This window comes from Actinophytocola sp., from assembly GCF_009379765.1.
In the GTDB taxonomy this organism is placed as follows: domain Bacteria; phylum Actinomycetota; class Actinomycetes; order Mycobacteriales; family Pseudonocardiaceae; genus Actinophytocola.
This window is the reverse complement of the sequence record NZ_WHTD01000042.1, coordinates 25987-51759: the sequence shown is the minus strand read 5'-3', so window position 1 is coordinate 51759 and position 25773 is coordinate 25987. Positions and strand designations below refer to the sequence as shown.

Genomic DNA, 25773 nt, shown 5'->3' with positions numbered 1-25773 from the left:
GTGTGCCGCCGTCGAGCAGGCCGCCAGGAACGCCGGCCACGAAGTCCAGGTCCCGTTCACCCCGGGCCGCACGGACGCGTCGCAGGAGCAGACCGATGTGGAGTCCTTCGCCCCGCTGGAGCCGGCCGCGGACGGGTTCCGCAACTACCGCGGGAAGGGTCATCGGATGCCGTCCGAGTACCTGCTGGTCGACCGCGCGAACCTGCTGACCCTGAGCGCGCCCGAGATGACCGTTCTCGTGGGCGGCCTGCGCGTCCTGGGCGCGAACCACCAGCAGTCCACGGTGGGTGTCCTCACCTCGGCGCCCGGGTCGCTGACCAACGACTTCTTCGTGAACCTGCTCGACATGGGTACGGAGTGGAAGGCGGTGGCGACGGCGGAGTCCGGGGACGCGGAGACCTTCGAGGGCCGCGACCGTGCCACGGGCGAGGTCAGGTGGACCGGCAGCCGCGTCGATCTCGTCTTCGGCTCGAACTCCGAGCTGCGTGCCGTCGCCGAGGTCTACGCGAGCGACGACTCGCGGGAGAAGTTCGTGCACGACTTCGTGGCCGCCTGGGACAAGGTCATGAACCTCGATCGGTTCGACCTCACCTGATCCCGATGTCCAGGTCGGCCGCTCGATGGCCGACCTGGACATCCTCGGTCGGTGGCCGTATCCCCTTCCACGAATTGAGGACGCCCCATGGCCCTCGTCGTGCTCGGCGGGTGTGCCGCCGTCGAGCAGGCCGCCATGACCGCCGGCCACGATGTCCAGGTCCCTTGACCCCGGGCCCGCGGCCCGCAGGTTCCCCGGCTGACGGCACGCGCGAGCCCGGGCGACCGGCGGTCACCCGGGCTCGGCGGCGTGGTCAGGCGGCGGCGCGCCGGCGGCGCAGCGTGTCCAGGGCGAACGCGCCCGGGCCGAGGATGCCGATCAGCAGGAATATCCAGCTGTACAGCGCGGCGGGCTCGCCACCGTTCGGGATCGGCAGCAGCGCGATCGGCTGGTGCACGGTGAAGTAGGCGTAGGCCATCGCGCCCGAGCACAGCAGCGCGGCTGCCCTGGTGAACAGGCCGACCAGCACCAGTGTGCCGGCCACCAGGTGGATCATCGAGCCCCACCAGTCCGGCCAGGTGAAGAGCTCGACGGTGCCACCCTGGCCGTCGACGCCGCCGAAGGTGCCGAACAGGCCCATCGCGCCGTGGCAGATGAACAGGAACGACACCACCACGCGGGTCGCGGCGATCGCGCCGGCCTGCAACGTCGGGCTCGTCGAGGTGGTTGTGGCGGTCGGTTCGGTGGTGTGCAGGGGTCGCAGCGACGGCCGGATCGACAACCGCGACCAAGATTGTGGCTACCAGTAACGGGACGTCGGGCGGCGGCGGCCGGCCACGCCGCCCGTCTCGTCGGCCGGCCACCGCGTGCGCGATGCCGGGCCGGATCTGACTTGGGCTTATGGAGGAGTTCTAGGCTGATGACCTTGGTTTTCCAGGCAAGTCGAGCCGCCTGCCTTCAGATAGCCATTCAGATGGCCGGGTCCAGCTCGCAGAATACGACCGTGCCACCAGCCGCCGGCAGCGCCGGTCGCGTCAGCTGCTCACCATCCAAGACATCCATCTCATGTGGAGGCTGTATGAAATACGCCCGACTGGGCTGGTCGGGCCTGCGCGTGTCGCGGATCTGTCTCGGCATGATGAGCTACGGATCGAAGACCGAGCGGGCATGGCATCTGGACGAGGCCGAGGCCGAGCCGATCGTGCGGCGGGCAGTCGAGGCCGGCGTGACGTTCTTCGACACTGCCGACATGTACTCCGACGGCCTGACCGAACAGATCACCGGCCGCCTGCTGGCCAAAGTCTTCCAGCACAGGGACGACTACGTGCTCGCGACCAAGGTCTACTTTCCGATGGGACCCGGTCCGAACGACGGAGGGCTGTCGCGCAAGCACATCCTGGCCGCGATCGACGGGTCGCTGAACCGGCTGGGCACCGACTACGTCGACCTCTACCAGATCCATCGCTGGGACTACGAGACGCCGATCGCCGAGACCATGGCGGCACTAGACGACGTCGTACGAGCCGGCAAGGCACGTTATGTCGGCGCGTCGAGCATGTACGCCTGGCAGTTCGCGAAGGCGCAGCATATCGCCGAGCTCGGCGCCTGGACCCGCTTCGTGTCCATGCAGAACCACTACAACCTGGTCTACCGGGAGGAGGAGCGCGAGATGATCCCGCTCTGCCTCGACCAGGGGATCGGTGTCATCCCCTGGAGTCCGCTGGCTCGCGGCCTGCTGGCTGGTACGCGGGATCGGGAAGGTCCGAGCCGGACGGTACGGTCCGGCAGCGACCCGCTCGCCGACCAGATGTACAACGACGCCGACTTCGACGTCGTCGACGTCGTGTGCGAGATCGCCGGCGAGCGCGGACTGGCACCCGCACAGATCGCCCTTGCCTGGCTGCTCGACCAAGCAGCCGTCACCGCACCGATCGTCGGCGCCACCAAGATCGAAAACCTCGACGACGCAGTCGCCGCCGTCGACGTGACCCTGGACGCCGACGAAGTCGCGCGTCTGGAAAAGCCCTACCGCCCCCACTCGGTCCTCGGCCACTCATGACGCGGCAAGGGCCACGGTCACAATGAGCCGACGGTCCCAATCCAGCCGGCATCCGGCGGCACGGACATGCTCCCCGACTCCGCGCCAGGCCGATGAACGTCAGCGCGTGGATAAGCGAAAGTGCCTCTCCTGCAAGGGAACTTGTTTACGGCGTGGTCGAGGGAATAAGCGTGTTCTGACAGGTCACACCGCGGAGTCCAGGCGTTCGCGCTGGTCGGCGGTCAGCTTCAGGGACACCCCCGCGACCGCCTCGTCCAGGTGTTCGACGGTGCTGACGCCGACGACCGGCCTGACGGCCGGGATCCCTGCGGCCAGCCACGCCAGCACCACCCGGTTGCGGTTCGTGCCGGTCTCGGCGGCGATCTCGTCGAGCACCGCGAGGCGACTGGTGGTGCCGGGGTGGTCGTACGTCGCCGCCAGCGGCTTGTCCGCGCGGGTGTAGCTGCCGCTCAGCAGCGGCGTGTACGCCCACAGCGCCATGTCGGCGTGGTGCTCCAGGTAGTGCAGCACCTCCTCGGTGACCGCACCGAACCGGAGCCCGCTGGGCCGGACCCCGGGGCGGGGCTGCAGGTACGTGTGGTGCTGCTGCACCGCGGTGAAGCCGGTGCCCCCGTTGGCCCGCGAGATCTGCCGGGCCCGCTCGAGCTGCCAGACGGGGTAGTTGGAGCAGCCGAGCCGGCCGACCACACCGGCGGACACCAGCTCGTCGAAGGCGCCGACCGTCTCGTCCAGCGGTGTGGCCGGATCGGGCATGTGGGCCCAGTACAGCTCGACGTGGTCGGTGCCCAGGCGCCGGAGACTGTCCTCGATCCCGCTCTTGATCGCCCCGGCCGAGAGGCCCTCGGCCGTCTCCGGCCACGGCCCGGCCTCGGTCGGCGCGGCGCCCACCTTGGTGCTGATCCGGACGCGGTGACGGACACTCGGACGACGCGCCAGCCAGCGTCCGAGCACCGTCTCGCCCTGCCCGCCGAAGCCGGACGGGTCCACCCAGAACGCGTAGGAGTTGGCGGTGTCGATCCAGACGCCGCCCGCGTCCACGTAGCGGTCCAGGATCTCGAACGACCGGTGCTCGTCCACGAGCGTGCCGAACCACATGGCACCAAGAGCCAGGCTGTCAGTCATGTTCGCCACCGTAGGCGGATTCGGCTCGGCGTACCCTCCAATCTCGTGGCGGTTTCCCAGACCAATCTCGCGTGGGCGACGTTGCTGGACGTCGGCCCTCCGGACCACGGCCGCCGCCTGCACGATCGCCTCGCGCACGCGCTGCGCACCACGATCCGGGGCGGCCGGCTCGCGGAGGGCGCGGCCGTGCCACCGAGCCGAGCGCTCGCCGAGGAGCTCGGCATCTCCCGCTGGGTCGTGACGGAGGCGTACGGGCAGCTCGTCGCGGAGGGCTACCTCTCGGCCAGGGTGGGTTCGGCCACGCGTGTCTCATGGACACCGGACACGTCACCGGGCACCGCGCCGCCGCGCCCGCACACGCCGCGGGCCCCGGCGGTGCCACCGATCCGGTACGACCTCGCGCCCGGCCTACCCGACCTGCGGGCGTTTCCCCGCCGCCGCTGGGCGGACGCCGTCCGGGCGGTCACCGGCTCGGCCGTCCACTACGACCTCGGCCTGCCCCACCCCGCCGGGCACGCGGTGCCGCGTACCACCGTCGCGCAGTACCTGCGGCGCTCGCGCGGCGCGGACGCGCACGCCGCGTCCGTGTTCGTGTGCGCGGGCGTCACCGACGGTCTGGTCCGCACGTGCCGAGCGCTGCGCGCCGAGGGGATCGCCGACCTGGCTGTGGAGGACCCGGGCTGGGGGCGGCTGCGGGACGCCGCGACGAGTGCCGGCCTGCGCGTGCACCCGGTGCCCGTGGACCACGACGGCCTCCGCGTCGACGACCTCGCGCGTACCCCGGCCCGGACCGTCGTCGTCGGTGCGGCACACCAGTTTCCCACCGGCACGGTGCTGTCCCCGGCGCGCCGGGCACAGCTGGTGCGCTGGGCCCGTGAGGTGGACGGCTTCGTCATCGAGGACGACTACGACGCCGAGTTCCGCTACGACCACCACCCGGTCGCCGTCATGCAGGGGATGGACCCGAGCCGGGTCTTCCTCCTCAGCTCGGTCAGCAAGACGCTGTCACCCGCGCTCGGCCTGGGCTGGCTGGTCGCGCCTGCCGCGATGACCCCGGCGCTGCGGGCGGCGAACCCCGTCGCCGCGGCGCCACCGGTACTGGACCAGCTCGCGCTCGCCACCTTCATCGACCGCGGGTGGTACGACGCACACCTGCGCGCGGCGCGGCGGCGGTTCCGCTCCCGCCGCGACGTGCTGGTCCGCACACTCGGCGCCCAGGTGCCGCAAGGCCGGGTCGCCGGTACCGCCGCCGGCCTGCACATCCTGCTGCACCTACCGAACGACACCGACACCAGCGCGACGGTCCGAGCGGCAGCCACCAACGGCCTACAACTGAACGACCTCGACGACTACCGCACGAAACCGTCGACGGAACGCGCGCTCGTCCTCGGGTACGGCAACATCAGCGACACGGAGATCCCCCCGGCCGTCGCGCTCCTCCGCGAAGCGTTGCGTTCGACCGCTCCGCGGTCACGGCCCCACGCTGACCAATGACGAGGCACGCTGATGCCGGAGGGTTGGCGACACGGGTGATCAGCAGTCGGCACTCGCCCGGCTCGACGTGCTGTCGTCGGCGTGTAGACAAGCGAAAGCGCCGCTCCTGCAAGGGGAACTGTTCGACAAGCTCCAGGAGTCCCGCGCGTCGATCGAGGATCTCGGCCCACCTCGACCGACGCCAGGTACGGCATGCTGGTCACCGTGATGCTCGGCAAGCAGCTCAGGCCGTCCGATCGGCGGCCCGGTTTCGCGCGGGGTCGTTGACACGGGCACCCACCAGCACCGTCCCGAACGACAAGGGAGTCGACGAGTGCCTGAACGACGTCCTGACCTGGGGCTTGGGCGTCGGGTGGGTCGAGACACAACCTAACGCGGACGGGACTCGATGGCCTCGATGATGCGCGGGCGGAGCTCGGCGGCGCGGATGACGGCGTCGACGGAGCCGACCTCGACGGCGCGCTGGATGTTGTGCACGCGGTCGAACTCCGTTGCCACCTCGCCGAGCTTCTCCGCGCGGACCGACGAGCGGAGCTCGTCGAGCTCCGCGGCCAGCGCCGCGCGGTCGGCGCCGGAGGCAGCCGCGACGCGGGTCTCCAGGTCCCGCACGCGCGGGTCGGCCGCGGTACGGGCGTTGACGTCGCCGGCGAACACCACCGCGGCGGCGGGGGCGCCACCGAGCACCGAGGCGAACGAGCCTTCCAGCGCGAGCACGGTCATGTTCGGGTTCAGTACCTTCGAGAACACCACGAACGCGCCGCCGTGGTACCGCGAGATCACGCAGAACACGATGGGCCCGCGGAAGTTCACGATCGCGCGGCCGATCTCGGCGCCGTACTCCAGCTGCAGCTTCCGCATCGACTCCGGCGAGCCGTCGAAGCCGGACAGGTTCGCCAGCACCACCAGCGGCCGGTTGCCGCTGGCCGCGTTGATCGCCCGGGCGGCCTTCTTCGACGACTGCGGGAACAGCGTGCCGGCGGTGTAGGTGTCCGGGCCGTCGGTGGGCGGGAAGCCGCGCCGCGGCACCGCCTGTGACTCGATGCCGAGCAGGCACACCGGCATGCCGCCGAGGTGCACGTCCTGCACCACCGCGGTCTCCGCGTCGGCCATGCCCGCCCAGCGTTCCAGCACCGGGTGGTCCTGGTCGGAAAGCGCCCGCATCACGGTCCGGATGTCGAACGGCTTCTTGCGGTCCGGGTTGGCCTCGGCGGAGAAGATCTCGCCGACGCATGCGAAGTCGCTGTCCACCACGGCATGCGGGAAGTCGGAGATGTCGCGGTCGACGGGGTCGGTCGTGGTCGCCCGCCGCGGCGCCTCCTCGCCGGGTGCGACGTACGTGTGGTCGTAGTGCGACATCAGCACGTCCCGCGCGGCGGCCAGGTTCGGCGCCCAGTACTGCGCCTGCCCGTTGGGGCCCATCACCCGGTCGTAGCCGCCGATGCCGAAGTTGTCCTCGGCCGACACGCCGCCGGAGAAGTCGAGCGACTGCTTGCCGGTGAGCACCATGGCCGAGTCCGGTGTCATCACCAGGATGCCCTTGGTGTGCATGAGCATCGTCGCCTCGGCGTTCCAGTACGGCTGCGCGCCGACGTTGATGCCCGCGACCACGATGTTGATCTCGCCGCCGTCCTGGGTGAACTCGACGATCCGCTTGAGCGCCGCGGCCACCCAGTCCATGTTCTCCGTGCCCGACGCCATGGAGATCCGCGCGCCGGCGGACAGCGCGTACCACTCCAGCGGCACCCGCATCCGGTCGGCCAGGTCCAGCGCGGCGATCACGCGGCGGCACTCCGGTTCGGAGAGCGCCCCCAGTGACTTGGTGGGGTCGCCGAGCAGCACGACCCTGGCGACGCCCCGCGGGTGCCGCCGGGTCGGCGTGGTCACCACGCCCGCGACGATCGCCGCGGTGTTGCGGCCCTTCGGTCGGTCGACCGGCACCAGCGCGTGGTCTCCCGCGTCGTCACCGTCGAGGTCGTGCTCGACGAAGTCGCCGAGCAGGCCGGTCAGCTCGTACGGGTACACCGTGTTGCGGCTGCTCGCGCGCAGCACCTTCTGCCGGTAGTCGTCGAGCGGCTCGACCGGCTCGGCCGACGGCTCGCGGACGGTCAGCTCGGTGCCGCCGGTGGCGTCGAAACAGATGCGTACGGCGATCTTGGTCAGCTCGCCGGTCTTCCGGGAGCGCTGCCGCGCGATGAACAGGATCTCTTCCAGCCCGGCGCCCGCGGTCGTCGGCAGCACCCGCCGGGCGATCATCTCCAGCTCCGCGCGGGTGATGTCGCTCGGCGGCCAGACGTAGACCACGATCCGGTTGGTGTTGAAGCGACTCGTCGATGGCCGCCCTGACTGTGCGCGGCGGATCGAGTCGAGGCAGGTGGCGATGGTGTCCTCGGCCGTCGGCAGCGCGACCAGCCTGCCGTCGTGCTCGCGCAGCTCGGTCAGGTCGCGCACCTGAGCGAACGCGACGAGGCGGTCGTCCGACGGGTTCTCCCGCGCCACGCACTGGAAGAGGTAGACCTCCTCGTCCGACGACGGCAGCCGGGTGAGGTCGAACTTGCCCAGCCGCTCCAGCTGCATCCGCTGCGCGATGTACGGATGCAGGCCGCGGATCAGCCGTTCCTCGGTCATCCCGGTGGTCAGTCCGGTCGTCACTGGGCGGAACGTGACGTGGTGGTGCATCACCGCGCCGCCGCTGCCCGCGACGGTGGCGGTGAGCCTGCGGACCTGGTTCGGCAGCGGGTGCGCGCTGACGACCTCGTGCAGCGCGGCCGCCATCGCGTCGGAGTCCTCCGGCTGCCTCTCCCAGGCGAGGTAGATGTCGGCGTCGATGGCGTCAGTGGCATTCTGGCCGCTCGCCAGCTCCGCGAGCCCGCGCAGCGCGCTGCCCAGCGCCTCGAAGCTCACCGCGGAGGAGACCACGCACGAGCCCGCGCGCTCGGCGACCACGAACGTGCAGCCCGCGACCTCGCTGGTGCGGACGCCGGTGAGACCCTTGTTGCCGTAGTACCGCCGGGTCAGCACTTCCAGCATGATCGCGTTGTCCAGGTCGGTGTCCGTGGTACCGCGGACAAGCCGCTGGCCGAGCAGCCGCACGAGCGGCTCGGTGCTGCGCACCATCTCGGCGACGCGCTCGGCGCGGTCCGGCGCGTCCGGGTGCGCGTCCAGGTGGCGCAGGTGCTTGCGGACGTCGGCGTAGACGCGGGCGCGGTTGCGGCGCAGCAGCGGCTGGCCGAACCAGGCGAACACCACGCCGCGCGCGAGGTCGGACACCACGGGGAAGCGGACCTGCGTCGCGGCCACCAGCCGCTCCAGCGCGAGACCGGCGGGCTCGCGCAGCGTCTCGTCCGGCGGCGGCTCGCGCAGCCACGCGCGCAGCAACGTCGTGACGACCGTGGCGTCGGCGGACGCGCGTTGCTGGGCGAGGAAGATCCGGAACACCGCGGCTTCGAGCTCGGGGGAGCGCTCCAGCTCGGTGACACCGTAGTGCCCGAGCGCCTTGGCGAGCTTGGCCTGGAACGCCTCCGGCAGTCCGGCCCGCTCGACGTCGAGGCTCTGCAGGTAGGTGTGGAAGTACTCGCGGGCGGTGTGGACGTGCAGGTGCACGTGGTCGTTACCGCCGCCGTCGGTGCTTCCGTCGCTGCCCGCCTGCCGGTTGCGGCTCAGCTCGGCGAGGTCGGCGAACACGTCGACGAGCTCGAGCTCCTCGGCCAGCGGCCGGTGGCCGTCCTCGGTTGCCGCCCGGCGCGCGACGAGGTAGTCGTCGAGCACCCGGCGTTCGTCGTGCGGGTCGACGTCGAAGCCCAGCAGCAGGCCGCGCAGGTCCTCCTGGCCGCGCGTGGTGCGCGCCCGCGCCGGGATCTTCCCGGGCGCGGCGGGCAGGTCCAGCTCGACGGATGCAAGTAGGTCCCGGGTGTCCTCGGCTTCGGCGTCGGCTTCGTTGTCGGCGTCGGCGAGCGGCTCCAGCCGCAGCAGCGGTGTACCGGTCTCCACCTGGCTGCCCACGGAAACGGGGCATTCCTTCAGCCGCGCCTTGAACGGCGCCCGCAGCACCGTCTCCATCTTCATGCTCTCCAGCACCAGCACCGGCGCGCCGGCCTCGACCTCGGCGCCGACCGCCAGGGGCGTGGCGACGACCAGCGCGGGCGCGGGCGAGCGGACGACGCCGCCCTCGTCGCGGCTGACCCGGTGCGTCACGCCGTCCACCTCGACCTGGTGGATCGGCCCGTGCGTGCCGGTGAGCAGGCGGTACCGGGTGCCGTTGACGACGATCCGCCCGGTGTGCCGGTCGAAGCGGTCGAGCTCGACGTCGGCGATGCGGACAGTGGTGTTGACAGTCGTATTGACACTGCCACCCGCCCCACCATCTTCCATGCCGACGCGGAACCGGTGCGCGCCGACCCGCGCGACGCGCACGCGGTAGCCGACGCCACGCAGCTTGAGGTCCAGCGGTCGGCCGCTCTCGTGCTGCACCTGTGGGCGTCCGCCGAACGCCGTCGACAGCAGCCGCTGCCGCTCGACGCGTTCCTCCTCCTCGTACGCATCGATGGCGGCGGCCGCCAGCGCGACGGCGGAGTGCCGGTGCGAGACGAGCCTGCCCTCGCCGCGGACGCGGTCGATCCAGCCGGTGTCCGCGCTGGCGTCGATCACCTCTGGCTGGTCGAGCAGGTCGAGCACGAAGCTCTTGTTCGTCGCGCCACCCTCGATGATCACCATGGTCCGCGCCATCGCCCGGCGCAGCCTGCCGAGCGCCTCGTCGCGGTCGCGGCCGTAGGCGATGATCTTCGCGATCATCGAGTCGAAGTCGGCGGGGATGGTGTCGCCCTCGCTGACGCCGGTGTCCACCCGGATACCCGGCCCGGCGGGCAGGTCCAGCCGCGCGATGCGGCCCGGGGAGGGCGCGAAGTCGCGGTCGGGGTCCTCGGCGTTGAGCCGGGCCTCGATGGCGTGCCCGCGCTCGACCGGTGGCTCGCCGTCGAGCGAGTCTCCACATGCCACCCGCAGCTGCGCCTTCACCAGGTCGAACCCGGTGGTGGACTCGGTGATCGGGTGCTCGACCTGCAGGCGGGTGTTGACCTCGAGGAACGCGAACTGCTTGTCGCCGGGGTGGTAGAGGAACTCGACGGTCGCCGCGCCGCGGTAACCGACCGCGACGGCCAGCCGTTCGGCCGACGCCTTGAGGTCGGCCGCCTGCACCGGGCTGAGCACCGGCGACGCCGACTCCTCGATGACCTTCTGGTTGCGCCGCTGCACCGAGCAGTCGCGGACGCCGAGCGCCCACGCGGTGCCCTCGCCGTCAGCGATCACCTGGACCTCGACGTGCCGGGCACCGGTGACCAGGCGCTCCAGGAACACGATGCCGCTGCCGAACGCCCGCGCGGCCTCCTGGCTGGTGCGCTCGTAAGCGTCGGCGAGCTCGGCCTCGTTCGTGACCACGCGGATGCCGCGTCCGCCGCCGCCCGCGGTCGCCTTCAGCATCAGCGGGTAGCCGATCTCGGCCGCCGCCGCCAGGGCGGCGTCCAGGGTCTCGACCGCACCGCGGCTCCACGGCGCGACCGGCACGCCGACCTCCTCGGCGATCAGCTTCGCGCCGATCTTGTCGCCGAGCTTGCGCATGGCCTCCGCGCTCGGTCCGACGAAGGTGACTCCGACCTTCTCGCACAGCTCCGCGAACGCAGGGTCCTCCGCGACGAAGCCCCAGCCGACCCACGCCGCGTCGGCCCCGGTCTCCACCAGCGCGCGCTCCAGCGCCTTCAGGTCGAGGTACGGGCGCGCGGACGCGGGACCGAGGTCGTAGCACAGGTCCGCTTCGCGGACGAAGGTCGCCGTGCGGTCGACGTCGGTGTGCAGAGCGACGGTCTCGATCCGCGTCCCGGTCTCCGCGGCGATTTCCCTTACGGCGTGGATGAGCCGCATGGCGGCCTCACCACGGTTGACGATGGCGACACGACCGAACACCCGACCGAGCCCTCCTGTAGACCAACGATGTGCGCGCCGCGACACGGCTGCCCCGGCAGTGTTCACCCTTCCGTCTACCGGCTGCCAGCGCCATGTCGCAGACAGCGCACGCTACGCGGCTCCAGTTGTGGAAAACGACCAAAGCAGTCGGCCGCCCGCGCCTGACCAGGGCATGTGCGAACGGAGTAGCGGCACGCTCTGCCGCACGTCGACGGTTGACACGACGCAGGCTCGATGCGGATACCAGTACAGGCCGGCTGGGCCGCTGGGGGCGCGTCGGCAATCGTCCCGTCCCGCATCGACCGGGTTGTGACCGGACACGGCGGCGAGGCGGCCGGTAGCCCGCTCCCGGTCAGCGGCCCGCGCTCCGACCGGGAGCGACTCGGCGGGTCACCGGCGGCGGACGCGGTAGCGCAGGTGCGTGACGTGCTGCGCGAGCTCCTCGACCTCCGGAGTGGTCAACCGGCGGACCAGGTCGAGCTCGATGTGCTCCGCCGGCAGGTCGTCGAACAGCCGTCGCCCCCGCCCGAGCAGGACCGGTACGACGTGCAGCTCCAGCTCGTCGAGCTGGCCGGCCCGCAGCAGCGCCTGCGCCGCCCCGGCCCCGTGCACCAGCACGTCGCCGTCCCCGGCCGCCGCGCGGGCCTGCGAGGCGCACTCGCGCACATCGGTGACGTAGCGGACGCTGCCCGGCGGCGGGTCGTCCGGGACGTCGTGGGTCAGAACGAAGACCGGTACGCCGTCGTGGTGGTCGCCCTGCCAGCGGCCGGCCAGGTCGTAGGTACGGCGGCCGGCGATGACCGCGCGGGTGGACATCGACTCGGTGAACACCTGGCCGCTCGGTCCCGGGTCGTTGCGCCGGTCGAGCCAGTTGAAGAGGCGGAACCCGTCGATGCCCATCGGCGCGTCCACGCTGTCCTGCGGCCCGGTCACGTAGCCGTCCAGGGACATGGTCATGTACAGCCGGATGAGTGCCATCGCCTCAGCCCGCCGACCGCACGCGGTAGCGCAGGTGCTGCACACCCGGCCCGTCCAGGGCACGGAGCAGTTGGAGCTCGGTGTGGTCGGGCGGCATGTCCTCGAACAGCCGACGGCCCTGCCCGAGCAGCACGGGCATCAGCTGCAGCTCCATCTCGTCCAGCAGGCCGGCACGGAGGCACTCCTGCGCGACCGCGGCGCCGTGCAGCAGGATGTCGCGGCCACCGGCCGCCGCCTTGGCCTGTGCGACGCAGGATTCGATGCCGTCGGTGACGTAGCGCGCATGTCCGGGCGCGGGCTCGTCGGGTGCGGCATGGGTCAACACGAAGATCGGGACCCCGTCGTGGTGATCGCCGGCCCAGCCGCCCGCGTTGGCGAAAGTACGCCGACCGGCGATCACCGCTCCCGTGGCCATCAGCTCGTCGAACACGGTTGCACCGGGTCCGTCGACGGGCCGGTGCGAACGCGGATCCACGCCGCCGGAGCGCAGCCAGTCGTGCAGCCGCTCTCCGTTGACGCCGAGTCCGTGATCCATCCCGTCGTCCGGGCCGGTGATGAACCCGTCCACCGACATCGACATGTAAAGCACGACCTTGCTCACTAGTGCTCCAGCCGTAGATTGTTGTGATCATGATTGTGCGGCTTGTTGGCGCTGGTAGTGACTGGTCTGGGCGCGGTGTCGTCGCCAGTGTGACCAAGCGTGTGGGCTGGCTACGGTGCGGGTGGGCTCGATGACGAGGGTGGCGAGGGCCCAGTTGTAGAACCGCTGTCCCGTTCGCGCCCGGCCCGGCTGAGAGGTGCTGCCAGGCCCGTTCCGGCAGCCCTTTGGTGATCTCATCAGCGCGTTGTGGCCCGTCGGGGGTCGGGACGCGCCGGTTGCACGTCAGGCGCCCGCCAGGAACGGGTGGAGCTCGTCGAGGGCGTCGAACGCGAGGTGGATGTCGTCGGCGGTGTTGTAGAGATAGGCGGACAGGCGCAGCACCGCGTGCCGGCGATGCTGTCGACCAGGGGTTGGGCGCAGAGGTGGCCGCTGCGGCACATCACGCCGTAGCTGTCCGACAACGCCCGCGCGAGCTCGGTCAGGTCGTCGACCCCTCGCACCGCGGCCGACAGCGTCGCGCTGCGCTCGCCCGGGCCGGGCTCGAGCACGGCCAGGTAGTCGCGCTTGCCGGCCTCGGCGTAGAGCAGCTCCGCGAGCCACCGGTCGTGGTCGGCGACCTCGGTCATGCCGAGCGCGTCGAGGTAGTCGACCGCGGCACGCAGCCCGTAGGCGCCGGCGATGTGCGGCGTGCCGGCCTCGTACCGGTGCGGCGCCCGGCGCAGCACCCACCTGTCGACGTCGACCCAGTCCACGACGCCGCCGCCGAGCGCCGTCGGCCGCATCCGGGCGGCGAGCTCCTGGCCGATCGCGAGCACCCCGATCCCGGTGGGACCGAGCATCTTGTGGCCGGAGAACGCGATCGCGTCGGCGCCGAGGTCGGGCAGCAGGACCCGCCGGTGCGGCACGGACTGCGCCGCGTCGACGACGGTGAGCGCGCCGTGCTCGCGGGCCAGCGCGGCCATCTCCACGACCGGGGCGTACCGGCCGGTCACGTTGGAGCAGTGGGTGATCGCCACCAGTGCGGGTCGCCGGGCGAGCAGGCCGGCGTAGGCGTCCAGGTCGACCGTGCCGTCGGCGTGCACCGGCAGCCACTCCACCCGCGCCCGCGCGCGCAGCGGCAGTTGGAGCGAGTGGTGCGCGTCCCGCGACATCAGCACGAGGTCGTCGGGGCGAAGGTCCAGGCCGGCGGCCACGATGTTCAGCCCGTGGGTGGTGTTGGCGGTGAACACCACGTCGGCGGCGCGCACGCCGAGGAAGGCCGCGACGCGCACGCGGGCCGCCTCGTAGGCGTCGGAGGCCTCCTCGGACAGCATGTGCTTGCCCCGGTGGATGTTCGCGCTCACGTCGGTGTAGTAGTGGGTCGTCGCGTCGATCACCGGCTGCGGCTTGAGGGAGGTCGCCGCGCTGTCCAGGTAGGTCACCCGCATGCCGTCGACCTGGCGGCGCAGCACGGGGAAGTCCGCGCGGAGGGTGTCCCGCATGGTCATCGGGCCTCCCGGACGCAGCCGAACAACTTGCCCGAGCGCTCCGACTCGATGTGGCCGACCGCCGTGGCGGTGACCTCGCGGCCGGTCCGTTCCCTGATCGCGGCGGCCAGGCGCCGGCCCGGCCCGGCGTGATCGGCCCCGGGCACCGGGATGTAGCGCAGCAGCAGCGGCCCGGTGTCGTGGTGGGTCAGCTTGTAGAAGGCGAGCCACGCCGCGGGGCCGGCAAGCTCGTCGAGCGTGCGCGGGGTCAGCACGACCGCGCCGCCGGCGGTGAGGTAGTCGCGGCACCGTCCATGGTGGACGGCGCGGGGGAACCGGTGCCCGCACGGGCAGTCGCCGTCGAGCAGTACGTACCCGTCGCCGGTGCGGTAGCGGATGTGCGGGCTGAGCTGGTCGCCGATGCTGGTCGCGTACAGCTCGGCCGGCTCGCCCGGCTCGGCGGGCCGGTCGGTGCCGTAGGCGAGCAGCTCGAGGTAGAAGCTGTCGGTGTTGAGGTGTAGTCGCCCGTGCGGGCAGGTCATGCCGAGCCAGCCCAGCTCGGACATGGACGCGACCTCGACGACGACGGTGTCCTCCGGCAGGTGGCCCCGGATCCGCCGCAGCGCGGCGCCGGGTGGCCAGGTTGTAGGCCAGCACGACGCCACCCACCTCGGGTACCGGCAGATCGCGCTCGGCCATGGCATCCAGCAGGAACGCGAGGTGCGCAGGGTCCGCGTAGATCCACTGTGGACCGTGGGCGAGCAGCTCTTCTGCGGCCTGCTCGACGAGCTCCTGCGACGTGGCGAGCAGGTCGTGCGTGACCGGCAGCACCAGCGTGCCGTCGTCGAGCGTCCGGCTCGCCATGGTCGTGAACGGTGTCGCGCACTCGACGTCCGAGCAGGCGGGCGGGGCGTAGCGGCAGACCCGCTGCGGGCGCGCGCCGGCGAACACCCGCAGCATGTCCCTGTTGACCGAGGTGGTCCGCATCTGCCGCTGTGCCAGGGTGAACGTGTGCGCCAGGGTCACCAGCCGCTCGCCGGTGGTGCCGGAGCTGCGGCTGCGGAACACGAACTCGTCGACCAGCGTGCTGCCGCGCACGAGCACTCCGGCGGGAAAGTGTCGCCGGTAGTCGGCCTTGCTGGTGGCCGGCACCCGGCGGAAGTCGGCCGGGCTTCGGATGTCGCCCGGCCGCAGGCCGGCCGCGTCGAGGTGCGGCCCGTAGAACGGCACCACCTCGTAGGCCCTGGCGAGCTCGTCCACGGCACCGGCGAACGACGCCTCGAACGCCTCGGTGGTGGTCATGCCGGCCCCCGGTCCGAACTGCGGGCAAGTCTCCGAATCGTCGAGGAGGGCTCGGGCTCGGCGGGCGGCGCCGCGCTCATCGCGGTGATGGTGACCGCCATCTCCGCGACCGTCGGAGTCTCGAAGATCGCCCGCATCGGCAACCGCACCCCGGTCGCCTCGCGGATCTGCGCGATGAGCTGGACGGCGACGAGCGAGTTGCCGCCGAGGTCGAAGAAGTCGCTGTCGGCGCGCACGGTGGTCACGCCGAGCACCGACGACCAGATCCCCGCGACCATCGCCTCGGTCGGGTTGGCGTCCGGGTCCGCGGGCGTGGCCTGCGCCACCGGCTCGCCGCCCGCGGGCGCTCCGCCGCCGAGTGCCGCCCGGGCGTCGCGGGCGACCTGCTCGACGACCCAGTCCAGCGAACGCGGAGTGATCAGCACGTGCCCGCCGACGTCCGCCCGCAGGCTGCGCAGGAACGCGTCGACGCCCTCCGCGGGCGCGAGCCACCGCGCCTCGGCGTCGGCCGGAGCGGCCGGGGCCCTCCGTGCGGCGGCCGGCCGCACGGAGTCCATGCGGCGCAACAGGAAGTCCGTGACGGATACGAGCTCGGTGCCGTGGTCGTCGACGACGGTGAAGCTGTCGGTGCGGATGTCCGATGCGACGGCGTCACTGCCCGGGGTGGCTAGCCCGCGGTGGACCCACACCCGCGCCGGCAGCGGCCCGTGCACCAGCAGCCGGCCGTAGCCCATGGGCAGCGCGCCACCGCCCGCGCCGTCGAAGACGAACGTCGCCTGGTCGAGCACGGCCGGGGAGAAGCCCCAGCCCGCCAGGTCGCCGCGCTGGTCCTCCGGGACCTCCAGGAGGGTGAGCTGCTCGCCGGCCGAGCGCCACACGTCGCGAACGGTGCGCCAGTGCGCGCCGTAGGTCACGAGGGCGCCGGGCGGCGCGTGGCTCCCGGACGCCAGGTCCGGCCGTGGGGTACACCGGGCCCGCACGGCATCGAGGTCGAGTGCCGCGCCGCGTTGGGTGGTGGGCCAGGCGACCGTCGCGCGGCAGTAGGTCGTCCCGCCTCCGGTGAGCGTGGCCGGCGCCGAACCGTCCGCGCGCGGGCCGATCGTGACCCGGAGGTCGGCGGTGGAGCCGTCGGGCACCGCGAACGGCTCGAGGAACAGCACGTCGGTCAGCTCGACCGGCGCACCCGTGCCGGCGGCGGCCGTGGCGCGGACGGCCTCGAGCTGTGCGGTGCCGGGCAGGACCGGCACGCCGTCGATGCGGTGCTCGTCGAGTGCCCAGTGGGTGCCGGCCGAGACGGTGCCGTGGCCGGTCGTGGTGCCGTCCGCGGCGCGGCGGATCTCGGTGACCAGCGGGTGCGCCGGCGGCTCGGCCGGCCCGGCGGCACCCTCGTCGCCGCGCCCGGCGCCGGGCTCGAGCATGTCGGCGAGCATGCCTACCTCCAGCCAGCCCGCCCAGCCGAGGGAGCGGACGGGCGCGCGCCAGCCGCCCGCGGACGCGTGGGCGTCGAGGTAGGCGTTCGCGGCGCAGTAGTCGGTCTCGGCCAGCCCGCCCGCGGTGCCGGTGACCGACGAGAACAGCGACACGAAGTCGAGCTCGTCCGCGCCGAACACCGCGCGCAGCGCCACCGCGCCGGCGACCTTCGGCGCGAGCACGGCCCGCATGTCGGTGATGTCGCGCGTCTCGACCAGGCCGCCGCCCGCGATGCCGGCGGCGTGCACGATGCCGTCCAGCCGCCCGAACCGGGCGAGGAGCTCGGCCCGCAGGTTCCGCAGGGCGTCCACATCGGACACGTCGACGGCCGCGGTGAGCACCTCGGCGCCGGCGGACTCCATCCGGCGCACGGCGCGGACGGCCCGGCCCATCTTCTCGCCCGGTCCGTGCCCGCGCAGGTACCCGTCCCACTCCTCGCGCGGCGGCAGACCGGACCGTGAGGTCAGCACGAGCCGGGCACGCCGGCGCTCGGCGAGTGTCTCGCCCAGCACGAGGCCGAGGCCGCCGAGGCCGCCGGTGATCAGGTAGACGCCGCCCTCCCGGACCACGTCCTCGCCGGCCTCGGGCAGCTCGACCTGGTCGAACCCGACCGTCCACACGCGACGATCGCGCAGCGCGAGCAGCGCGTCGCCGGCCGGGCGGCCCAGCACGCCGGCCAGGTCGGCCGGCCGGGTCGCCGCGGTGCAGTCCACGTGCCGCAGCCGCATGCCCGGCACGTCGAACGGCGCGGAGCGGACCACGCCGGCCACCGTCGCGTGCTCCGGCCGGGAGAGGTCGTCGCCGACCACGTGCTGGGTTGCCGCGGTGACGACGTCGATGTGGACGTCGATGCCGGCCGGGCGGCCCGAGCCGGCGAGCGCCTGCACCAGGCGCACCACGCTGAACAGGCCGAGGCGCTGGGCCGCCCAGGTGGCGTCCACGTCGCCGGCGGGCCCGCCCGCGAGCGCCCACGCGTGCACGAAGCGGCCGGGAACGGCGCCGAGGTCGGCGTCCAGGTCGGCCAGCAGCGCGGCGTAGTCCTCCGGAACGTCCGGCCGGATCGCGTACCCGGTGCCGGCGCGGGCGTAGGTGTCGCCGGGCACCACCTCGGTGACCGCACATCCGGCGGAACGCAGCAGCCCGGCCGTGGCGCTGCCGAGCTCGTCGGCGGCGAACAGCACGCACGACGCCGGCGGCTCGGCCGCGGGAGCCGGCGGCAGCTGGCGCCAGCTCGGCACGGCGAACCGGCGCGACGGCGGCAACCGGTGGTCCTCGGCCCGCGCGCCGGCGCCGGGCCCGGCGGTCACCGGGTCGGCGTCCACCCAGTGCCGGGTGCGCTGGTAGGCGTAGCCCGGCAGCGAGACGCGCCGGCCCCTCGACGGCGGGGCCACCGGGATGCCGTGGGTCCACAGGGTGCCGGCCGCGGTGTACAGCGTCTCGATCTCGCTCAGCTTGCCGGCGGGCCCTGGGAGGCTCGGCACTGCCGGCCGGCTTCCGTCGCGGGTCTGCATGCGCACCAGCCCCGCGAGCTGGCGGCCCGGCCCGCACTCGACGAACAGCGACGGGCCGGTGGCGAGCTGCGCGGCGACGCATGCGCCGAACCGGACCGTCTCGCGCAGCTGGCTGGCCCAGTAGCCAGGGTCGGTCGCCTGCGCGCCGGTGATCGGCTCACCGGACACAGTGGACAGGAACGGGGCGGTGGGAGTGCGGAGCGGCACGGCGGCGACCGCTTCGGTGAACGCCGGCAGGATGGCGTCCATCATCGGTGAGTGGAAGGCGTGCGAGGTGCGCAGCCGCTTCACGCTCACCTCCTCGCCCAGCCCACCGGCGAGCTCCTCGACCAACTCCTCGGGGCCCGCGACGACGCACGTGCCGGGGCCGTTCACGGTCGCGATCGAAAGGCCCTCCGGCAGCAGGGGCGCGATCTCCGCCTCGTCGCGGGAGATCGCGGCCATCGCGCCGGGCGGCAGCGAGCCCATGAGCCGGCCGCGGGTGGCCACGAGCCGCAGCGCGCCGGGCAGCTCGAACACCCCGGCGAGCGTGGCGGCGACGTACTCGCCGACGGAGTGGCCGATCATGCCGTCCGGCCGCACCCGCCACGACTTCCACAGCGTGGCAAGCGCGTACTCCAGCGTGAACAGCGCCGGCTGGGTCAGCTCGGTGCGGGCCAGCGCCGCGTCGGCCTCCTCGCCGGTGGCGAACATCAGCGTGCGGAGGTCGGCACCGAGCTCGCCGCCCAGCACGCTCGCGCACTCGTCGACCGCCGCGGCGAACACCGGCTCGCGCTCGTACAGCCGCGCGCCCATCCCGCCGTACTGGGCGCCCTGGCCGGTGAACAGGAAGACGACCGCCGACGGTGCGTCCGGCACGGTGAGCCCGTTGCGGCGCTTGGGTTCCCGCAGGCCAGCCACGGCCTCGTCGGCGGTGGCCGCGACGACGAAGCCGCGGTGGGGGTGCTCGGTGCGGCCGACCCGCAGCGTGTGGGCGACGTCGGCCAGCCGCGGGTCGGGCAGCGCGGCCAGCCGGTCGGCGAGCCGCTCCGCGCCCGCGGCGAGCGCCGTGGCGTCCCGCGCGGAGACCTGGAGCAGCTCGGGGTCGGGGGAGGCGCAGCGGTCCTCCCGCGGTGGCGCCTCCTCGAGGATCACGTGCGCGTTGGTCCCACCGATGCCGAACGAGCTGACCGCGGCCCGCCGCGGTCCGGTGTCCCGCTCCCATTTGGACAGTGTGGCGTTGACGTAGAACGGGCTCGCGGCGAAGTCGATCGCCGGGTTCGGGCTGGTGTAGTTCAGGCTCGGCGGGATGAGGCCGTGCTCCATGGCCAGCGCCGTCTTGATCACACCGACGACCCCGGCACCCTGGCTGAGGTGGCCGATGTTGGACTTGACCGAGCCGATCCCGCACCACTCGCGGTCGTCGGTGCCGCGCGCGTACACCCGGGTCAGGGCCGCCATCTCGATCGGGTCGCCGAGCGGGGTCGCCGTGCCGTGCGCCTCGACGTAACTGATCGTCCGCGGGTCGACGTCGGCCTGCGCGAGCGCGTTGGCGATCACCGCGGCCTGCCCGTCGACGCCGGGCGCGGTGAACCCGACCTTGCCGGCCCCGTCGTTGTTGATCGCGTTGCCGAGGATCACCGCGCACACCCGGTCGCCGTCGCGCAGCGCGTCGGCCAGCGGCTTGAGCAGCACCGCGCCCCCGCCGGAGCCCCACATCGTGCCGGTCGCGGCGGCGTCGAACGAGCGCACGTGACCGTCGGCCGACGCCACCCCGCCCTCGTGGTGAACGTGGCCCCGGTCCTGGGGGAACTCGATGCTCACCCCGCCGGCGAGCGCCATGTCGCAGTCGCCGGCCCGCAGCGCGTCCGCGGCCATGTGCACCGCGACGAGCGAGGTGGAGCAGGCGGTGTACACAGCGGCGCTGGGCCCGCGCAGGTCGAGCTTGTACGACACCAGCGTCGTCACGTTGTCCGACAGGTTGCCGATGCCCACCGCCATCGACGGTGTGGTGGCGAGCACCGCGTGGTTGCGGTGGACATGCTCCCATCGGTACCGCTCGGTGCCGCGGCCGGCATAGACGCCGATGTCACCGGGGTAGCGGGCGGGGTCGTAGCCCGCGTCCTCCAGCGCGCCGTGGCACAGCTCCAGGAACACGCGGTGCTGCGGGTCGGTGACGTCGGCCTCGCGCGGGGTCATGCCGAACAGGTCCGCGTCGAACATGTCGCTGTCGTCGAGGACGAAGCCGGCTGCCACCAGGTTCGGATCGTCCAGTTCGGACTCGGTGGCCCCGGCCGCGGCCATCCGCTCCCGGCTCAGCCGGGTGAGCGACTCGACGCCGCCGACCAGGTTCTCCCAGAACCGCGCCACGTCGGCCGCGCCGGGCACCCGCGCGGCCATCCCGATGATCGCGATCGGCTCGACCGCCTCGTCGGCCCGGTCGTGGGCCCGGTCGCCCTCGGGCGCGGGTAGCTGTGTCACTGGGTGCCTCCCTGGTGAGCTGCGCGGGCGGGCGTTCGCGGGTCTCGGATGTGCAGCCGCAGCTCGGAGTAGTAGCGGCGGCCTTGGGCGTCGGGCACCCACGCCTGCTCCGGAGTCGGCAGCAGCTCGGTGAACGTGACCGGCACGTCCGGGCCGTGCTCGGCGTGGGCGGCGTGGAGCATCGTGCAGAGCGTCGAGACCGACACCGGGCTGGTGAGGTCGACGTAGCACGGCTTGATCTCGGTGCCGACCTTGGTGAACATCCGGTCCGGCAGGCCGAGCGCGCGGCGGAGCGCCCGGGCGGCGAGGTAGCGGTCGGGGTAGTGGACCACCTCGGCGAGGCCGGTGGCGCCGATCGTGGTCCGCCACGTCTCCCTGGACACCACGAGCCGGTCGATCGTGACCCGCGGCGTGTGCCCGGCGGCGCCGACGAGTTTGTAGGCGTCGGCGGCGAACGTGCCCAGGAACTCGCCGAAGAGTTCCACCAGCGACCAGCTCCGCCCGCGCCCGTCCCGCGCGACGAGCTCACCGTCCACATCGGACACCGTCAGTCCGCTGACGGACACCAGCTGCTCCTGGTCCCACACCGGGGCCGCTGCGTGGCCGACGCGATGGTCACCGGGGCCGACGAGCATGTCGGCGATCCGCGCGGTGAGCATCGGGAAGTCCGTGGAGTACAAGGGAACCGTGCGCCGCCCGAGGTCGCGGTGAGCGGCGGCGACGAGCGCGTCCCGGTCCGGGTGGAACTGGACGAAGACGCCCGCGGTGCAGGTCAGCCACGCGGCGTGCAGCTCGCCGAGCACCGCGGTGAACTCACCACGCGCGAGATCGTCGATGCTCCCGGCACACAGGAGGAGGTCGGGGCTGTGCAGCCGTCCGGCGGACCAGCCCGGCCGGTCCGCCGGGAACGCCCGCAGCGCCAGGTCCGCCAGGTCGGCCGACGCCAGGTCCACCCGCCGGGTGCCCGGCGGCAGGGCGTCGAGGCCGAGCAGCCCGGCCCAGCGGCGGACGAACTCGGCCATCACCGCGTCCACCGGCCGCTCGCCGACCCCGTACACGAGGCCGTTGGCGAGGAACCACAGCTCGCCGAGCGGCACGTCCGCGGTGCCCAGCTCCGCGGCCATCTCCTCGTACAGCGCGCGGAACGCGGCGCGGTAGGCGTCCGCGATCGCCACGGTCAGCCAGCGCGCGGCGTGCAGCAGGATGTCCAGTGGGGCGGCGAGCGCGGCGAGCACCGGCTCCCCGATGACGAGATCGAGGTCGCGCTCGGTGTCCTCGTAGCAGAGCGCGCGGCCCGCGTAGGTCTCGCCGGCACGGTGTCGCGGTTCGAGCCCGGTCACCGCGGTGAACTCCGTGCCGAGCCGCTCGATCGCCGCGCGCACCTCGCCCGCGTCGCCCGTCGCGCCGGCCACCGCGTCGCGCGCCTTGCTCAGCCGCCGCAGGTCCGCGTCGATCCGGTGCCGCACGACCTCGTCGCCGATCCCGTCGACCCAGGACCGCAGGTAGCTCTCCGCGGACAGGTCGTAGGGCAGGTCCAGCCGCCACCGCAGCAGTTCCTGGCCGGTGAGCCGGTCGGCGAGCAGGTAGACGTCGTTCTCCTTGCGCAGCCCCGAGTCCGGGTCGGCGACCGCGAGCCCGGCGACCTCGTTCGCCGGGCGGCCGTCGGACAGGGCGAGCACGGCGGCGTCGGCCGGGCTCAGCCGCAGCGGCGGGTGACCCGGCCGCAGCAGCACGCCGTCGCGCAGCTCGTGGTGCGGCTGCCGGGTGAGCGGGAACCAGCGGCGGACGGCAGGGTCGCCGGCGTAGTGATCGGCGAACGCGGTCAGCGCCCACCATTCGAGGTGCACCACCCGCCGGCGGATCAGGCTCGGGCCCGGCCCACCGCGCACCGCGTCCGGCGCAGCGGTCACCGAGGTCCAGCAGACCGGCCCGAAGAACCCGACGGTGTCGTTCTTCCCGCAGTAACGCGACCAGTACCGGGCGACGATCTTCTCCCGCTCCCGGCGCTTGTTGTTGCTCGGCCTGTCCGGATCGGCCGCGACCAGCTTGTCCAGCGCGATCATCGCGCCGGGGTTCTGCCAGGTCACCGCTTCGCGGAAGGCCGGGTCGGCCGCCACCCCGGCGAGCCGCGCGCCGACCGCGCGGGCGGCGTCGTCGAACGTGGCGCGGAACGCCTCCCGGCCGGTGCGCCCGTCGAGGTGCTCGTCGGCCACCGCGGCGCACTCCGGCGCGGCCAGCAGGTCCAGCCCGTCGGCCGGGAACCCGGCGGTGCGCAGCAGTCCCGACGACCAGACCTGCCAGCCGGTGCCCGGCAGGGGGACCAGATCGATGCCGGCGGCGGCCTGTGGCCCGTGATTCTGGTGTGTTGCGTGGATCCGGTGATCCACGTGGTCCTCTGGCAAGGCGGAGGGAAGTCCTCGTACCGGGTCGTACTCGGACTTTCCGACAACGCCGCCAGAGGCCGCGTGGGCGCCGGAGGCGCGTGACAGGCCAGGATCGCTGGCCACTAGATCGGCCGCGACCAGCTCGGTGACCACCCGCGCGGCGGACTGGAAGAAGAAGTGGTCGCCGGGCAGCACGTGCGCGCGGAAGCCCGCCGTCGTGTGCCGGACCCATTCCGCGGCCAGCTCCGGGCGGGTCACGGTGTCGCCCTCGCCGGCGATCGCGACCAGCGGCACGGGAAGCGGTGGCTCGTCGGCGAGCCGGTAGTCGTGGTACCAGGTGAAGTCGTGCCGGATGGCCGGGAGCATGAGCGAGACCAGCTCCGGATGGTCGAGTACCTCCGGGGGCACGCCGCCGATGTCCCGCACGGCCGCGAGCAGCTCCGCGTCGGGCGCGAGCGCGACGGCCGACAGCGGGTCGGGCAGGTGCGGCGGGCGGCTCGCGGCGAGGTAGCAGCGTGCCGGCAGCCGCGCGCCGCGGCGGCGCAGCTCGCGGGTGACCTCGAACGCGATCCGACCGCCGAGGCTGTGCCCGTAGAAGGCGTACGGCCGGTCCGCTCCGGCCTGCACCGCGTCGGCGATGAGCGCGATGTCGATGGCCGGCGGTTCGGTGATCCGCCGCTCGTGGCCGGGCAGGGCGAGGACCCGGAGCTCCACTGTGGACGGAAGCAGCGGGGGCCACGTCCGGAAGGAGCTGGGTCCGGCGCCGGCCGGGGGATAGCAGAACAGGATCGTGCCCGCCCCCGGGCGCGGCACCGGGGTGACGAACTCGTCAGCCATCGTCGCCCGCCTCGCTCCGGTCGTACCGGTGCGGCCGCGGCTCCGAGCGGTACCGGCGGCCGGTGGCGTCGGCCGGCCAGGCCTGGTTGGGCGTCGGCAGGGTCTCGGTGACCACCACGGCGGTGTCCGCACTGTCGGTGCGACGGGCGCGCGTGCCGGCGAAGTCGGCGAACATCCGGTCACGCTGGACGGCTCTCACGGCGCCCCCTCCGGTGGGCTTGCGGGGTCGATCCAGTGCCGCCGGCGACGGAACCGGGGCAACGGGCGGCGGGGGCGTTCGCCCTGACCGGTGGCCTGCTCCACGATCACGTGCGCATTGGTGCCGCCGAGGCCGAACGAGCTCACCCCGGCGCGGCGCACGGCGTGTCCGGCGGGCCACTTGGTGAGCTCCGTGTTGACGTGGAACGGACCGCCGGTCAGGTCGATGTCGGGATTGGGCGTCGTGAAGTGCAGCAGCGGCGGGATGAGGCCCTCGCGCACCGCGCAGACCGCCTTGACCAGCCCGACCACGCCGGCGGCGGCGTCGAGGTTGCCGATGTTCGTCTTCGCCGAGCCGAGCGCGCAGAAGCCGGTCGAGCCGGTGCGGAACGCGCGGGTGAGCGCGGCGACCTCGAGTGCGTCGCCGACGACCGTTCCGCTGCCGTGCGTCTCGACCAGGCCGATGGTCTCGGCCGCGATGTCGCCGCCGGCCAGCGCCTCGACCACGACGGCGGCCTGACCTTCCCGGCCGGGTGCGGTGAAGCCGGCGCGGCGCGCGCCGTCGTTGTTCACCGCCCAGCCGCGCAGCACGGCGTCGACGTGGTCGCCGTCGTCGAGGGCGTCGGCCAGGCGTTTGAGCACTACCGCGCCCGCCCCGTTGCCGAACACCATGCCGTTCGCGGCCGCGTCGAACGCGCGGCAGGTGCCGTCGGCCGACAGGGAGCCGCCGGGCCGGTACCGGTAGCCCGCCTGCTCGGTGGAGATGACCGCGGCGCCGCCGGCGATCGCCACGTCGCAGCGGAAGTCCAGCAGGCTCTGCGCCGCCTCGCACACCGCCACGAGCGACGACGAGCACGCGGTCTGCACCGCCACGGCGGGCCCGGAGAGCCCCAACTTGTAGGCCACCCGGGCCGGCATGAAGTCCGGCGTGCTGCCCGGGATCGCGTCCTCCCACTCCTCGCGGTGCAGGTGGCCGAGCACGTTGAACAGGAAGTAGCGGTTGGCCGCGGCGCCCGCGAAGACGCCGACCGTGGCGCGCCGCGCGGCCGGGTCGTGACCGGCGTCGGCGAGCGCGGTGACGGCCACCTCGAGGAAGAGCCGCTGCTGCGGGTCGATGCGCGACGCTTCCTCGCCGGTGTAGCCGAAGCGGTCGGCGTCGAAGCAGGTCAGCTCGTCCAGGTGGCCGTAGGCCCGGACGTAGTACGGATCCGCGAGCAGCGCGTCGTCCACACCGGACTCGCGGAGCTCGGCGCCGGTGTAGCGGCGCACCGAGTCGACCCCGTCGAGCTGGTTGCGCCAGAACGTCGCCACGTCGGGCGCTCCCGGCACCCGGCATGCCATGCCGACGACCGCGATCGTGTCCTCGGCGGCGTCGTTCGGGACGTCCGGCTCGTCGCCCTGCAT

At 73.1% G+C, this 25773-nt stretch carries 15 protein-coding genes; 4 read left to right on the top strand and 11 right to left on the bottom strand.

The genetic code is table 11. The features are described 5' to 3' along the window. Window positions 1-595, top strand: a 595-nt coding sequence (locus GEV28_RS15315) for a peroxidase family protein (RefSeq protein WP_367115106.1), incomplete at its 5' end; no start/stop codon positions are given. A gap of 253 nt (window positions 596-848) precedes the next feature. Here GEV28_RS15315 and GEV28_RS15310 read toward each other — a convergent pair. Continuing rightward, the gene (locus GEV28_RS15310) at window positions 849-1241 is read right to left on the bottom strand and encodes a DoxX family protein (RefSeq protein ID WP_291412735.1); all 393 of its coding nucleotides are present in this window, start codon (window positions 1239-1241) and stop codon (window positions 849-851) included. A gap of 372 nt (window positions 1242-1613) precedes the next feature. Here GEV28_RS15310 and GEV28_RS15305 point away from each other — a divergent pair, with 372 nt between their 5' ends. After that, the gene (locus tag GEV28_RS15305; RefSeq protein WP_291412733.1) at window positions 1614-2594 is read left to right on the top strand and encodes an aldo/keto reductase; all 981 of its coding nucleotides are present in this window, start codon (window positions 1614-1616) and stop codon (window positions 2592-2594) included. A 183-nt stretch (window positions 2595-2777) separates the two neighbouring features. Here GEV28_RS15305 and GEV28_RS15300 read toward each other — a convergent pair whose 3' ends face one another. Beyond that, on the bottom strand, window positions 2778-3716 hold the full coding sequence (locus GEV28_RS15300) for an aldo/keto reductase (protein ID WP_291412732.1): 939 nt from the start codon (window positions 3714-3716) through the stop codon (window positions 2778-2780). Between the two features lie 45 nt (window positions 3717-3761). Between GEV28_RS15300 and GEV28_RS15295 the strand changes: the two genes are divergently transcribed. Next, a complete protein-coding gene (locus GEV28_RS15295) occupies window positions 3762-5210 on the top strand; it encodes a PLP-dependent aminotransferase family protein (protein WP_291412731.1) in 1449 nt (482 codons plus the stop codon). 369 nt (window positions 5211-5579) lie between these two features. Here GEV28_RS15295 and GEV28_RS15290 read toward each other — a convergent pair whose 3' ends face one another. From GEV28_RS15290 to GEV28_RS15270, 5 genes are all read right to left on the bottom strand, one after another. Further along, window positions 5580-11162 (bottom strand): carboxyl transferase domain-containing protein, encoded by a 5583-nt coding sequence (locus GEV28_RS15290; RefSeq protein ID WP_291412730.1) that lies wholly within the window; start codon window positions 11160-11162, stop codon window positions 5580-5582. A 390-nt stretch (window positions 11163-11552) separates the two neighbouring features. Continuing rightward, complete coding sequence (locus GEV28_RS15285) at window positions 11553-12140, bottom strand: dihydrofolate reductase family protein (RefSeq protein ID WP_291412729.1); 588 nt, start codon at window positions 12138-12140, stop codon at window positions 11553-11555. 4 nt (window positions 12141-12144) lie between these two features. Further along, the gene (locus GEV28_RS15280) at window positions 12145-12741 is read right to left on the bottom strand and encodes a dihydrofolate reductase family protein (protein ID WP_291412728.1); all 597 of its coding nucleotides are present in this window, start codon (window positions 12739-12741) and stop codon (window positions 12145-12147) included. 236 nt (window positions 12742-12977) lie between these two features. Then, a complete protein-coding gene (locus GEV28_RS15275; RefSeq protein ID WP_291412727.1) occupies window positions 12978-14228 on the bottom strand; it encodes an aminotransferase class V-fold PLP-dependent enzyme in 1251 nt (416 codons plus the stop codon). Next, window positions 14225-14911 (bottom strand): hypothetical protein, encoded by a 687-nt coding sequence (locus tag GEV28_RS15270; RefSeq protein ID WP_291412726.1) that lies wholly within the window; start codon window positions 14909-14911, stop codon window positions 14225-14227. Before GEV28_RS15270 ends, GEV28_RS15275 begins: the two co-directional genes overlap by 4 nt. A gap of 263 nt (window positions 14912-15174) precedes the next feature. On the opposite strand from GEV28_RS15270, the gene GEV28_RS15265 reads away from it, so the two are divergent. Further along, a complete protein-coding gene (locus GEV28_RS15265; RefSeq protein ID WP_291412725.1) occupies window positions 15175-15336 on the top strand; it encodes a hypothetical protein in 162 nt (53 codons plus the stop codon). Window positions 15337-15505: 169 nt separating this feature from the next. On the opposite strand, the gene GEV28_RS15260 is transcribed toward GEV28_RS15265, so the two are convergent. The 4 genes from GEV28_RS15260 to GEV28_RS15245 are packed head-to-tail and all read right to left on the bottom strand — an operon-like array spanning window position 15506 to window position 25773. Further along, window positions 15506-20950 carry a type I polyketide synthase gene (locus GEV28_RS15260; protein WP_291412724.1) on the bottom strand — a complete coding sequence of 1815 codons (5445 nt, stop codon included), beginning with the start codon at window positions 20948-20950 and terminating at the stop codon, window positions 15506-15508. Next, entirely contained in the window at window positions 20947-24171 is a 3225-nt protein-coding gene (locus tag GEV28_RS15255) for a thioesterase domain-containing protein (protein WP_291412723.1), read from the bottom strand. The genes GEV28_RS15260 and GEV28_RS15255 overlap by 4 nt, the downstream gene beginning before the upstream one ends. Then, window positions 24164-24370, bottom strand: coding sequence for a hypothetical protein (locus GEV28_RS15250; RefSeq protein WP_291412722.1), 207 nt, complete (start codon window positions 24368-24370; stop codon window positions 24164-24166). The genes GEV28_RS15255 and GEV28_RS15250 overlap by 8 nt, the downstream gene beginning before the upstream one ends. Continuing rightward, complete coding sequence (locus GEV28_RS15245; RefSeq protein WP_291412721.1) at window positions 24367-25773, bottom strand: polyketide synthase; 1407 nt, start codon at window positions 25771-25773, stop codon at window positions 24367-24369. The genes GEV28_RS15250 and GEV28_RS15245 overlap by 4 nt, the downstream gene beginning before the upstream one ends.